Genomic DNA, 13,419 nt, shown 5'->3' with positions numbered 1-13,419 from the left:
TCAGTTCTCCTTCGAGTGGGTGTGTTCGGTCAGTGCCGCTGTCAGCCGGCGCAGCGTGTCGCGCAGCGCCTCGATCTCCTCGATCGGCATCCCGATCGCCTCGGCCATCTCCGCGGGGATGCCGCAGGCCTGTTCGCGCAGCGCGCGCCCGCGACCGGTGAGCCGGATCTCGACCCGGCGCTCATCGGCGACCGAGCGCGTCCGCTCCACCAGCCCGCTCGCCTGCAACCGCTTGAGCAGCGGCGACAGCGTGCCGGAGTCCAGGGCCAGTTCCGCGCACAACTCGCCGACGCTGCGGCCGTCGCGCTCCCACAACACCAGCATCACCAGGTACTGCGGGTAGGTCAGGCCGAGCGCCTCCAGCTTCGGGCGGTACACCGCCGTCATCGCTCGCGAGGCGGCGTAGAGCGGGAAGCACACCTGCCGATCGAGCGCCAACGGATTGGTCATTTCCAATACTCTAGCCCACAATTAAGTTGTGCACAACTAAAATTACCAGCACTTGACCTGGAGTTCCCTCCAGGTCGTAGCGTGCTCGAAGACAGTTGTCGGAACAACACCGGGAGAACCCGATGGAACTCGGTTTCCACGTACCGATCTTCGATATCGACGGCGGCACCACGGCCATCGCCGGAGAACTGGCCAGGGTGGGCGCGGCGGCGGAAGCCTCCGGCGCGACCTGGCTGTCGTTCATGGACCACTACTTCCAGATCGAGCCGACCGGACTGCCGGCGGAGTCGAACATGCTGGAGGGCTACACCACGCTCGGCTACCTGGCCGCGCACACCTCGACCATCGATCTCGGGCTATTGGTGACGGGCGTGACCTACCGGCATCCGGGACTGCTGGCCAAGATCGTCACCACCCTGGACGTGCTCTCCGGCGGCCGGGCAGTGCTGGGCATCGGGGCCGCCTGGTTCGATCGCGAGCACCACGGGCTCGGCGTGCCGTTCCCGACGGTCGCGGAGCGCTTCGAGCGGCTCGAGGAGACGCTGCGGATCTGCGCGCAGATGTGGGACCCGGACGACAACGGCCCGTTCGACGGCAAGTACTACCAGCTGGCCGAAACCCTGTGCGCGCCACAGCCGATCAATCGCCCCAGGGTGCTGATCGGGGGCGGCGGCGAGCGCAAGACGCTGCGGCTGGTCGCACGGTACGGCGACGCCTGCAATCTGTTCGCCACCGACCCGGCGGACGTGCGGCACAAGCTCGACGTCCTGCGGCGGCACTGCGACGAGGCGGGCCGCGACTACGACACCATCCGCAAGACCGTGATCGCCAACAATCCGCGGCCCACCCTCGCCACTCGCGACGAATTCGTCCGTGCCATGGGCGATTACGCGAAGCTCGGCATCGACGCCGTCATCGTCATGCCGACCACCGGATCACCCGCCGCCTGGATCGACAGCATGGCGCCGGTCGTCCCGCAACTCGCCGAATTGTGACCGAGACCGGTCAGTGCCCGACCAGATCTCCGTAGGTGTCGAGAATCTTGCGGATCGAGGATGTGACGTGCAGGTCGCCGTCCAGCGGCGCCCACAGGTATCCGGCGTGGGCGCCGAGCACGATCGGCTCGGTGGCCGCCACGTCCACCACGAAATGCAGGCGCCGCACGGGCTTTCCGGCGGGCGACAGATAGTCGAAATCGCCGACGTGCGCACCGATGTGCGTGACCGTCAGCCCCGTCTCCTCGCGCACCCCGCGGATGACCGCTGCCGCGACGGACTCCCCCGGCTCCACCGTGGCGCCCGGCAACTTGCGGGTGGGCCGGATGGGGCCCGTGCTGTGGGGTTCCAGCAACAACACTTCCCCGCGACGCGCGATGATCGCGCCGACCCGTAGCCCTACACCATCCCGTTCGCCGCGCGGAAGCACCTCGTCGAACATCGAAACCGACATCGGCGAATTCACCAACCTTCGATCAGGCCGAACGCCGCTTTTACTCGGCGGCGACTCATCGATATTACCGTGACGTGACCGCCGCATGACGCGGAGCACCGGATTCGGGGTCTTTCGGCACGGTCCGCAGGGTGCCGTGGATCACAATCGGGCTACGGCGGCGCAGCCGGATTCGGTTGTCGGCCGCAACCATCCGGCCATCGGAAGTTTGTGAACGATCCAGGGATATCGGTTTCGTCACTGCCGTCCGCGCGGAGAACGATTCAATACCGCATGCCTGTGCACACCGCATTCCGTGATCCGGGGATCCCCGACGGCGAGAAGTCCGTCTACAGCGTGGGCATCGCGGATCGGCCGGAGCAGTTCGAGATGACCAGCGTGGTGACCTGCGAGCCCGATCGATACCACTCGACCGTCGACGCCCGCGTCGGCGCCGACCTGGCGATGACCGTCGAACAGCGGTTCCAGCGGATCGACGGGCGGCTGCGGGCGGAGAGCTACCGCGCCGAGACGCGCTCCGGCGAGACCGTGGTCTCGCGGGAGGAGGCGCACTTCGTCGACACCGCCCATCTCCAATTCGACGGCGTCGCACCGTTTCCGGCGAATGTGATGCCGCTCGTCGGCGGCCTGACGCTGCTGCGCGGGCTCGACTTCACCGAGGGCGCCACCGAATCGCTCGACCTGTGGCTGGCGTTCTCGATGCACTGGCCGCTGACCACGCGGGTGGGCAAGCAGACCACCCTGGAGGTGCCGGCGGGCCGGTCGACCTGCCGGCCGGTGCGGCTGCGGCCGGGATTCGCACACGTGAACACCTTGCTGGACAAGGTGATCGGCGGGCTGATGCCGCCGTCGGTGGCGTACTTCGACATCGCGCCGCCGCACCGGCTGGTGCGGCTGGCCTTCCCGACCGAGCCGATGACCGCGAAGCTACGCGGGCTGGTGGAGCTCGTCGCGTAGCATGCCGACGAACACCGACTTCATCGCCTCGACATATCTTTTCACGGAATCGTGAGCCACCGGGGTGTCCGGGTAGATCACGCTCAGCGTGGTCTCCTCGGGGAATCGGTTGATCCAGATCAGCACCTCCTCCGACGCGGCCCGGTTGGCGTAGATGCCGCCGGTCACCTCGCCGAAGAACTCGTGCCCGACGAAGTCCCGGGCGTCGACGTAGGAGATCATCGGCGTCGACCAGCCCGGCCCGGCCTTGATCTCGGAATCGGCGGGCAGCAGCTCCACGACGCGATGAAAGGACGTGGGGGCCAGCCGGATACCGTTCTCGTAGGCGCGCTGCGCGACGGTCAGGGCACGGGTATATGGCATGGTGGGACCGACCGGGAACGCCACCGGCACCAGGGTCACGTACCAGCCCACCGAGGCGCGTTCGGCGGCCGAGGTGCGGGTGCTGACCGGCGTCATGCCGAAGTAGTAGTCGCTGCCGACGAGTTCGCGTTCGGCCAGCGCCGCGGCGGCGAAGGCGCCGCCCACGAACTCGGCGTCGTTGGCGCGGCAGATCTCCTCGAAACGGTCGCCCTCCTCCTGGTTCAGCAACTGCACGCTGCGATGCGCGCTGCGGTTGTAGATGTCCGTCCGCTTGCCGAGATCCAAAGGGAAAGAGGGCAATTCGCCGTCGTTGCCGTGCAGCAGCTCCATCCACTTGCGCACGCCCGGCGAGGACAGCGTCAACCGCTCGGTGTAGGACCGCTCCATGGCGCAATAGTCGAGATAACTGGCGGCCGGGGCCATTTCGTCGGAGCCCTCCCATACCTCGGCCGCGTAGAGCTGGGCGAGGTCGAGGCACGAGATGTACTGGCCCAGGCCGTCGGTGTGCAGGTGGTCGGCGGCGAGGTAGACGGTGGTCGTCTCGCCGTGCTGGATGGCGCCGAAGGTGAAGCAATCCCATTGGAACGGGCCGGGAGTCGTCTTCTGGACGTGCTCGCGGATGGCGGCCGGATCGTCGATCCGGCCGTAGTCGACGGGGACGAAGTTCACCACGTCCGCGGGCACCAGGTGGCGGCGCACGGTGCCGGGCGGCTCGATGTCGAACCAGGTGCGAAAGGTGTCGTGCCGCAACAGGAAAGCATTGATGACCCGCGTCATCGCCGCCAGATCCAGGTCCGCCGCGGGGATCTCGGCGGTCACCAGGCACAGGCCGGAGAACCGGAAGTCCGCGGCGGCGTGCCGATCGGCCAGGAGTAGGTACTGTTCCTGCTGGTGGGACGGGGGGACCGGGTGGACCGGCGCCCGCTTGGCCCGGTCCACCGAATCCGGTGCGGCCACCCAGCTGACCAGTCGACCGGGCGCGGGCTCCCATTCGTCGATCAGCCCGAAATTGACCACGGCGAAACCTCTATTTCTCGATACTGCGGACGGTGTGGGGTAACCGGTCCTCAGCCGACCGTCGTGGCGACGACGGCGTCGCGGGCGGCGCCATTGCCTTCCGGCCCGGTGCCGTTGGCCCCGTTGCCGTTCGACCCGTTGGCGCCGGATCCGTTCGTGCCGGATCCGTTGCCCGCCGATCCCTCGGCCGCGGCCGCCGCGGCGATCCCCGACACGTCCGGCACCGCCTGCGCCTGGCCTGGGTCGTGCGCGAGGATCAGCTCGGCGACCTTCGGACCGGCCTGTTCCAGGCTGAACGACCGGCCCATCTGCAGCGACATCAGGTCGATGCCGAGGGTCTTGGTGACCCGGGCGCCCAGTTCCACCGCCATCAGCGAGTCCAGACCCAGTTCGGGCACCGGCACGGTCATGTCGATGGAATCCACCGGCACGCCCATGACCACGGCCAACTCCTCGGCCATCTTGCGCGCCACGAACGGACCGCGCTTGGTCTCCTCCATCGCGGCCAGTTCGGCGTGCAGCTGGGCCAGTTCGGAGGTGTCCTTGGCGGAGGCCTGTGCCAGCGCGATGGTCCGGCCGGTCCGGGCCAGCTGCGGGAACGTGCCGGTGAGCTTGCCCCAATCGGTCGGGATGATCGCCGCCCGGGTCGCCCCGAGCCGCAGCGTCTGCTCCATGTACGCGGTGGCGTCGGACATGTCGATCGGGCCGAACCCGACCAGATCGAGGTACTTCAAGGCCGTCTCGTCGGCGGCCATGCCGCCCGTCGCACCGGACAGGTGACCCCAGCCGATGCACAGCGCCCGCTCCCCCGCCCGCGACCACCGCTCGGCCAGCTGCTCCACCGCGACATTGGCCGCGCAGTAGCTGAACTGGCCGTAGATGCCGTACATGGAGCCGCCGGAGGAGCAGAGCACGAACATGTCCAGCTCGATGCCCGCCGCCTCGATCGCGTCGTGAACGATCTCGGCGCCGTGCACCTTCGGCAGGTACACCTTGGCCAGCTGCTCGTGTTCCAGCTTGCTGATGCGGCTGTCGGCCACCGCGCCCGCGGCGTGGAACACCCCGCGCAGCGGACGCTCCTCGCTGTGCACCCGGGCCACCATCGCCGCGACCGCCTCGCGGTCGGTCACGTCCACCCGTTCCTCGACGACCTCGACGCCGACGGTGCGCCAGGCCTCGAGCTGCCGCCGCGCCTCCTCGGTGGTGGCGCCGCTGCGGCCCAGCAGCACCAGTCGGCGCGCACCCCGCAGGGTCAGCCAGCGGCCGGTCGCGAGGCCGAAGCCACCGAAGCCACCGGTGACGAGATAGGTTGCGTCGCCACGGATCTCGACATCCGGCAGGTACGGCCGCACGGGCGGTTCCGGGGAGTCGATCCGCAACGCGATCCGGGTCAGACCGGTCGAGCGGATGGTCTCCTCGAAGGCCCTGCCCACCTCCTCGGTCTCGAACATCCGGTACGGCAGCGGCTTGTAGGTGCCGTCGGTCACCTTCTCGTACACCCGTTCCAGCAGGTTCGCCAGCCGCTGCGGTCGCACCGCGACCAGGCGGTCCAGGTCCATCGAGAAGTAGGCCACGTTCTTGTCGAAGTTGGAAAGCTCCAGCAGGCCGCCGGTGTAGATGTCGGCCTTACCGACCTCCACGATGCGCCCGAATTCCGCGACGGCGTTGAAGTTCTGCCGCAGGATCTCGCCGGGAGCGCTGCTGAGCACGACCTCCACACCCGCGCCGCCGGTCAGTTCGAGCACATCGTCGACGAAGTTGAGCGAGCGCGAGTTCAGCGCGTAGTCGGCGCCCAGTGACAGCACGTGTGCGCGGCGCTCGTCGGTGCTCGCGGTGCCGATGATGCGTGCCCCGCGCGCCTTGGCCACCTGGATGGCCGCCGTGCCGACACCCCCGGCCGCGCCGTGGATCAGCACGGTCTCGCCGGGCTCCAGGCGGGCCAGGTCGAGCAGGCCGTACTCGGCGGTGCCGAACGCAATGGTGCTGGTGCAGTAGCCGGGATCGGCGTCGGGCGGCAGCACGACGACCAGTTCCTTCGGGATGAGCGCGAAGCGGCGCATCATGCCCTTGGCGGCGACCGCCACCAGATCGCCCGGCGCGACGTGGTCGACCTCGGCGCCGACCCGCACCACGGTGCCGACGCCCTCCATGCCGGGCACCGTGCCGAAGTAGGTCGGCGCCAGCTCGCGTTCGCCGAGCAGGCCGATGACCTTCAGCGGATCCTTGTAGTTCAGCCCGATGACCTGCATCCGGACCTCGATCTCGGCGGGTCCGGGCGCCGGGCGCGGGCATTCGCGCCAGGCCAGCGCGGACAGCAGACGGGTGCGCGGCAACTCCAGGGTGAAGTTGGCCTCGGGGTCGGTCAGCGGGGCGTCGGTGTCGAGTTCGGCCATCCGGTCCGGCAGCGGCCGGGTGACCACCGGGGCCCAGCGCACGCCGTCGCGCAACAGCACCTCGTCGGCGTTGTCGTGCGAGAACGCGCCCGGCACAGCCAATTCCGTGACCAGGTCCGCGATCGAGGTACCGGGGTCGATGTCGATCAGGCGCCACCGCAGCGGCGTCTGCTCGTTGAGCAGCACCCGGCGCGCGCCGGCCAGCGCGGATTGCGCGGGGTCGGGCGCGACCGCGCTCTCCGGCAGGGTGAACGCCCGCTCGGTCACCAGGGTGACGTGCACGGCGCCGTCGCCGAACACGCTCTGCGGCGATTCGCCCTCCACGGGCGGGTTGGCGAATTCGTCCACGGCGACCGCGATGCGCTTGAAGGTCCACAGCGCGCTCAGGTCGCCCAGATCGTCCGGCGACTCGGTGCCCGCGGCGACGACGCACACGTGCACTCGCTGGGTGTCGTCGGCCTTGGCGGCCGCCAGATTCGCCACCAGCCCGGTCTCCAGATCCGGGTCGGCCGAATCCACCACGTACAAGCGGGATCCCGGGATCGCGGCCGCGAGTTCGCCCGCGCGCCCGCTGTTTCCGAGCGCCACGACGACGGTGCTGGCCGTTCCGGCTTCGCGCAGCGCGGCCGGGTCGATCGGATCGCGCTGCTCCATGGTGTCGGTGTAGTAGAAGTCGGACATCCGGTGCAGCGGGGTGTCACCGGGTTTCAGCGCGCCGATCTGCAATCCGGTCAGGCGCATCACCAGGTTCTGCTCGTCGTCGAGCAGGTCGACGTCGGCGCGCAACCGAGCGTGCGTGCTACGCCGCGCGACCACGGTGATCCGTTCGGGCAGTTCGGCGAGCAACCGCACCGCCGCCACCCCGACGGGCACCATGACGCCCTCGTCGATGCGCTCGTCGGCGAACAGCAGCGCCGCGCTCTGCATCGCCGCGTCGACCACCGCGGGATGCGCGAGATGCCCGGAGTCGGCGGCGATGGCGCCGTCCACCGTCGCGAGCACCATGTCCCTGCCGACCCGCACCGACGTCACCCGCCGGAAGGTCGGGCCGTACTGCAGGCCCGCCGCGGCCAGGCCGGAGTAGAACATCTCCGGATCGACGTCGATCCCGACATCGATGGTCGGCACCGCGGCCTTGATCGGCTCGTGGCTGCCGGTCAGGGCCCGCCCGGTCGCGTGCACGGTCCACGCCGTGCCGGTCGCGCTGCGCGACCGGATCATGAACCGGCTGCTGGCCTCCTCCACCGTGATCGACATCAGCGGCACGTCGGGCGCGCCCATGATCAGCGGCGCGACGAACCGGACCTGTTCCACCGCAACGCGTTTCGCGCCGATCTGGGTCGCCGCGGCGCTGAGCGCGGCGTCCAGGTAGCCCGCGCCCGGCATGATGCGGACCCCGTTGACGACGTGATCCTCCAGCCAGGGCAGCAGTTCGGAGCCGACCTGCAGCAGCCAGTTCGGGCGGCCTTCGACATCCGGGTCGCCGAGCATGGCGTAGGTGCCGGGCGAGCCCAGCCGCGCCTGCTCGAACAGTGGCAGCGGCGCGTGCAGCCGGGTCCGCTGCCACGGATAGCGCGGCACCGGCACGTGCGGGGTGGCCGGGCGCTCCGGCGGGAACAGGAAGTCGCGATCGAGCACACCGGCGGCGTGCAGGCCGATGAGGCTGCGGCGCAGGCTCTCCGAATCGGGCCGGTCGCGTTCCAGCGTCGGCACCGTGGTGCCGGTGACGTCGGCGTTCAACAGCGCCTCGCGCACATTGCCCGACAGCACCGGATGCGGGCCGATCTCCAGGAACACTCGGCTGCCCGCGCCGAGCAACTCGGTGATCGCCGCGGCGAACCGCACCGGCTGCCGCACGTTCGCGCACCAGTAGTCGCCGTCCCAGTCGCCCTCGGTGACCTTTCCGCCCGTCACCGTCGAGTACAGCGGCACGGTCGGGATGCGCGGGGACAGTTCGGCCAGCGCCGTGCGCAGTTCGTCGAGGATCGGATCCATCAACCGGCTGTGGTAAGGCACCTCTACCTTCAGCCGGCGCGCGAAAACTCCGTCCTGAGTGAGCTTTTCGGCGATCTCGTCCAGACGCTCCTCGTCGCCGGAGAGCGTGACGCCACTGGCGCTGTTGATCGCCGCGACGTCCACGCGCGGATCGCCGTCGACCAGGTCGCGCGCCTGATCCGGTGCGAGGCCGACCGCGAGCATGCCGCCGGTCCCGGCGGTGGCGGCCTGCAGCCGGGCCCGGTGGTAGGCGACCAGCACGGCGTCGGACAGCGAGAGCATCCCGCTCACGTACGCCGCCGACACCTCGCCGACGCTGTGGCCCACGATGGCGGCGGGCTTGATGCCGTACTGCTCCAGCTCGCGGACCAGACCCACCTGCACCAGGAAGTTGGCCGGTTGCGCGACCGCGGTGGTGGTCACCCGCGACTCTTCCTCCGGCCGCAGCAGTTCCTCGATGATCGACCAGCCCGCCAGCGCCTGGAACTCGCGGTCGATCTCCTTCGCGGTCTCGGCGAAAATGCCTCCGGCCGTGAGCAATTCGCGGCCCATATCCCACCGCTGCGGCCCCATGCCGGAGAACACGAACACGGGCTCGGCGGCGCGGGAGACGATCGTGCGCGACGCGTCGCGGCCCTCGCCGTTCGCGTACTCGCGCAGGTCGTGCACCAGGTCGTCGGTGTCCCCGACGAGCACACCGGTGCGGAAGTGATGATGCGCCATCCGGGTCCACGCCGCCTCGGCGAGATGCTCGGGATCGGTGCCCGCGCTGATCAGATCGGCGAAGCGACCCGCCAGGGCGCGCGCGGCGCCGGTGCTGCGGCCCGAGATGGGCAGGATGCCGTAGTGGCGGCGCGGCGCGGCGGCCGGGGCGGCGGCGGGTTCGGCGCGGTACTCCTGCAGGATGGCGTGCGCGTTGGTGCCGCCGTACCCGAAACCGTTGACCGCCACCGTCATTTCCGGCCCGCCGGGAGCCAGCGGCTGGGCCTCGGTCTGGATGTGCAGGCCCAGTTCGTCGAACGGGATGTCCGGGTTGGGCTTGTCGAGCCAGCCCTGCGGCGGCAGTGTGCGGTGATGGATCGCCAGCGCGGCCTTGATCACGCTGGCGACACCGGCGGCGGCCTCGGTGTGCCCGATCGTCGCCTTCACCGAGCCGACGCCGACGGTGCCGCTGCGACCGGCCGGCGCGCCGAAGACCCGGCCCAGCGCGCGCAACTCCACCGGGTCACCGACCAGGGTGCCGGTGCCGTGCGCCTCGAGGTAGGTGATCGAGTCCGGTGTCAGTCCGGACCGGTCGCACACGGCCTGGGCGAGAGCGGCCTGCGAATCGACGTTCGGGACGGTGATCGCCGTGGTGCGCCCGTCCTGGTTGGAGCCGGTGCCCTTGACCACCGCGTAGATGCGGTCCCCGTCGCGCACCGCGGCGTCGAGCTTCTTCAGCACCACCATGCCGGCGCCCTCGCCGCGGCCGTAGCCGTCGGCGGCGGCATCGAAGGACTTGCAGCGGCCGTCCGCGGCCAGGAAGCTGCCCTTGCACATCAGCACGAAGGTCTCCGGCTGCAGCATGACGTTCACGCCGCCCGCGAGCGCCACATCGCAGTCACCGTTCTCGAGCCCCTGGCAGGCCAGGTGGAACGACACCAGCGACGACGAGCACGCGGTGTCGACGGTGATCGCGGGACCGACCAGGTTCAGCGCGTACGCGATCCGGTTCGACAGCATGGTGTAGGACGCGCTCGCCGGCGTGTGCATGTCGGTGTGGAACAGCGCCGGACCCACCACGCCGATGACCGACTGGTCGACCACGAAGCCACCGACATAGACGCCCACCGAACCGCCGGCCGCGCGGCCCGCGATCCCGGCGTCGTCGAGGGCCTCCCAGGTCACCTCGAGCATCAACCGCTGCTGCGGATCCAGCACCGTGGCCTCGCGCGGCGAGATACCGAAGAAATCGGGGTCGAACTCCCACGGGTCGACCGTCATGAACGCACCGCGTTTGGTGTAGGCGCGGCCCGGCGTACGGGGCTCCGGATCGTAGTAGCGCCGGTAGTCCCACCGGTCCGCGGGAATGTCGACGACGCCGTCACGCTTCTCGACAACGAAGTCCCAGAAGGTGCCGGGCGAGTCGATCCCGCCCGCGAACCGACAGCCGATTCCCACAATTGCTATATCCGACACGCACATCCTCCCGGATTCGGGGTGTTTGTGATCGCCTTTCCTCAGGGCGATACGCTGTATAGGTCGTCACCGCCGACCTGATCGGCCCCAGCATGTACGACGGTCGCCGGAGTCGGCGCGCCTCCCGCGCGATCTCTGTAGAACTCGACGAAACCGCTTGTCCGCTACTGTGATCTGACCTAACGCGGGATTGTGATCGTCCACGCGCCGCCGCTCCGGCCCTATGGTTTGTCCCTGGAACCGTACGAGGAGGTTGGGAGCCGGATTGTTCGCCGAGTTCGCGCACTGGGCAGAAATCGTGGTACGGCGGCGCTTCACGGTGATCGGCGTGACCGTGCTCGGCCTGCTCGCGCTCGGCGCCTACGGTCTCGGGCTGGGCGACCATCTCAGTTCCAGCGGCTGGGACGACCCGACCTCGGAGTCGGCGCAGGCCGCGCGGGTGAAGGACCAGGTCTTCGGCCATGATCACAGCGCCGACGTGATCCTGCTGTACCACGCTCCCGAGGGCGCCACCATCGATGATCCGGCATTCGCGCGCACGGTCGTGGAGAGTTTGAACAGCCTGCCGCAGCGCCATCCCGCCGAGATCGCCAGGATCAACGGGGCGTACTGGCCCACCGATACCGGGATGACGCTGCCGGACCTGTTCGGCTCGGCGGACAAGCAGCACGCGTTCGCTTCCGTCGCCATCAGCGGCGGCAACGATACCGAGACGATGCGCAACTTCCGGAAAGTGAAGTCTTCCTTCGACATTCCCGGCGTGCGGATGGAAGTGGCGGGCGGTCAGGCGGTCGCGGGCGCGCTCAACGACACCATGACCCACGACCAGCAGCGGATGGAGCTGTTCGCGATCCCGGCCGTGGCGGTGCTGTTGTTCTTCGTGTTCGGCGGCGTGGTGGCGGCCGCACTGCCGCTGATCGTGGGCGGCCTGACGGTGGGCGCGGCGTGGGGCATCATTCGCCTGCTCACCACCGTGACGGAAGTGAATTCGTTTGTCTCCCCCGTCGTTTCGATGATCGGGCTGGGGCTCGCGATCGACTACGGACTGTTCATCGTCAGCCGCTTCCGCGAGGAACTCGCCGCCGGGCGCGATGTCCCGGACGCGGTGCGGCGCAGCGTGTCGACCGCGGGGCGCACCGTGATCTTCTCGGCGACCATCGTCATCTCCGCGGCGGCGGGAATCCTGTTGTTCCCGCAGGGTTTCCTGCGCTCGTTCGCCTACGGTTCGATGGTCACCGTGGCGCTGGCGGCGCTCACCGCCGTCACCGTACTGCCGGCGCTGCTCGCCGTGCTCGGCCGCCGCGTGGACTGGCTGGGCTTCGACCGATTCCGCACGGTGGGTCCCCCGGATGCGGTGCGGGACGGCAACATCTGGGGCCGGATCGCCGGACAGGTGATGAAAAGACCACTGGCCGTGGCGATTCCGGTGTGCGCGGCGCTGCTGCTGCTCATCGCGCCGGTCGCGAACGTCACCTTCGGCACCATCAGCGAACGGTTCCTGCCGCCGGAACACCCGACCCGGCTCGCGCAGCAGCACTTCGACGAGATCTTCCCGCTACGCCAGATCGATCCCGTCGACCTGGTCCTGATCACCTACGACACCCGCAACGTCGAAACGGTACTGGCACAGGCGAATCGGGCGCCGGGGCTGGCCGCGCCGTTCCCCGCGCTGCTGCAGCGTCCGGCGCAGTCCAGTGTCTTCACCACCAACACCGTGCTCGCCGCGGACGCCGACGCCGACGCGACCATCGACTATCTGCGGTCCATGCCGCTGCCGAGCGGCACCGAGCTGATGGTCGGCGGGCAACCGGCCGTGGAGAAGGACAGCGTCGACGCGCTGCTGGCCCGCATGCCGCTGATGGTGGCGCTGGTCTTCCTGGCCACCACCGTCCTGATGTTCCTGACCTTCGGCTCCCTGGTACTGCCGCTGAAGGCGGGCCTGCTGAATCTGCTCGGTCTCGGGTCCACCCTCGGCATTCTGACCTGGATCTTCGTCGAAGGGCACGGCGCCGGGCTGCTGGGCTTCACGCCACAGCCGATCATGTCGCTGGTGCTGGTGCTGATCATCTCGGTCATCTACGGGCTGTCCACCGACTACGAGATCTTCCTGCTGGCCCGCATCGTCGAGGCGCGCGCGGCGGGCGCGTCGACCACCGAGGCGATCCGCACCGGTGTCGCCGGCACCGGCCGGATCATCACCGCGGCGGCGCTGATCCTGCTCGTGGTGACGGGCGCCTTCGCCCTCTCGGACCTGGTGATGATGCAGTACATCGCGGTCGGCATGGTGGCGGCGCTGTTCATCGACGCCACCATCCTCCGCGTCCTGCTCGTACCCGCCACCATGAAACTGCTCGGCGAAGCCTGCTGGTGGGCCCCGACCTGGTTGCGGCGCAACAAGGCCCACCCTCCCGCACCTCCCGAAATCCTCCCCGAGGAAACCACCCCCCTCCGCCCCGTGAAGGACCGTGTCCACTCCCTCTGAGTCCCGCGCCGCCAACCGAGTCCGCGCCCGCCCGCCAAGCGAGCCCCGCACCGCCAGCCGAGTCCGCGCCCGCCAACCGAGTCCGCGCTGCCAACCGAGTCTCGCGCCGTGCGCGGGGCGGGACGCGGGGCGGCG

At 69.4% G+C, this 13,419-nt stretch carries 7 protein-coding genes; 3 read left to right on the top strand and 4 right to left on the bottom strand.

Annotation, left to right across the window (positions count from 1 at the left end; translation table 11 throughout):
- Window positions 1-450, bottom strand: coding sequence for a MarR family winged helix-turn-helix transcriptional regulator (locus ACFMRZ_RS00275; protein ID WP_400177375.1), 450 nt, complete (start codon window positions 448-450; stop codon window positions 1-3).
- Window positions 451-572: 122 nt separating this feature from the next.
- On the opposite strand from ACFMRZ_RS00275, the gene ACFMRZ_RS00270 reads away from it, so the two are divergent.
- On the top strand, window positions 573-1,445 hold the full coding sequence (locus ACFMRZ_RS00270; protein WP_400177374.1) for an LLM class F420-dependent oxidoreductase: 873 nt from the start codon (window positions 573-575) through the stop codon (window positions 1,443-1,445).
- A gap of 10 nt (window positions 1,446-1,455) precedes the next feature.
- Here the strand turns inward: ACFMRZ_RS00270 and ACFMRZ_RS00265 are convergent, their stop codons facing one another.
- The gene (locus ACFMRZ_RS00265; RefSeq protein WP_280271716.1) at window positions 1,456-1,899 is read right to left on the bottom strand and encodes an NUDIX hydrolase; all 444 of its coding nucleotides are present in this window, start codon (window positions 1,897-1,899) and stop codon (window positions 1,456-1,458) included.
- Between the two features lie 273 nt (window positions 1,900-2,172).
- Here ACFMRZ_RS00265 and ACFMRZ_RS00260 point away from each other — a divergent pair, with 273 nt between their 5' ends.
- Complete coding sequence (locus ACFMRZ_RS00260; protein ID WP_400177373.1) at window positions 2,173-2,856, top strand: hypothetical protein; 684 nt, start codon at window positions 2,173-2,175, stop codon at window positions 2,854-2,856.
- Here ACFMRZ_RS00260 and ACFMRZ_RS00255 read toward each other — a convergent pair.
- Window positions 2,827-4,236: a condensation domain-containing protein gene (locus ACFMRZ_RS00255; RefSeq protein ID WP_400177372.1), complete on the bottom strand. Its 1,410-nt coding sequence runs from the start codon at window positions 4,234-4,236 to the stop codon at window positions 2,827-2,829. The two genes, ACFMRZ_RS00260 and ACFMRZ_RS00255, sit on opposite strands and share 30 nt — an antisense overlap.
- Window positions 4,237-4,286: 50 nt before the next feature.
- Complete coding sequence (locus tag ACFMRZ_RS00250) at window positions 4,287-10,802, bottom strand: SDR family NAD(P)-dependent oxidoreductase (RefSeq protein WP_400177371.1); 6,516 nt, start codon at window positions 10,800-10,802, stop codon at window positions 4,287-4,289.
- Window positions 10,803-11,067: 265 nt separating this feature from the next.
- Between ACFMRZ_RS00250 and ACFMRZ_RS00245 the strand changes: the two genes are divergently transcribed.
- A complete protein-coding gene (locus tag ACFMRZ_RS00245; RefSeq protein WP_400177370.1) occupies window positions 11,068-13,284 on the top strand; it encodes an MMPL family transporter in 2,217 nt (738 codons plus the stop codon).
- The last annotated feature ends 135 nt before the right edge of the window (window positions 13,285-13,419 follow it).

This window comes from Nocardia sp. N2S4-5 (assembly GCF_044628355.1).
GTDB lineage: Bacteria > Actinomycetota > Actinomycetes > Mycobacteriales > Mycobacteriaceae > Nocardia > Nocardia wallacei_B.
Note: the sequence above shows the minus strand (reverse complement) of the source record. Positions and strands in the feature narration are given on the sequence as shown.

Excerpts from the sequence above, each read along its gene's own strand:
- ACFMRZ_RS00270 (WP_400177374.1), top strand. The coding sequence starts at position 573 with ATGGAACTCGGTTTCCACGTACCGATCTTCGATATCGACGGCGGCACC.
- ACFMRZ_RS00275 (WP_400177375.1), bottom strand. The coding sequence starts at position 450 with ATGACCAATCCGTTGGCGCTCGATCGGCAGGTGTGCTTCCCGCTCTAC.
- ACFMRZ_RS00265 (WP_280271716.1), bottom strand. The coding sequence starts at position 1,899 with ATGTCGGTTTCGATGTTCGACGAGGTGCTTCCGCGCGGCGAACGGGAT.
- ACFMRZ_RS00260 (WP_400177373.1), top strand. The coding sequence starts at position 2,173 with ATGCCTGTGCACACCGCATTCCGTGATCCGGGGATCCCCGACGGCGAG.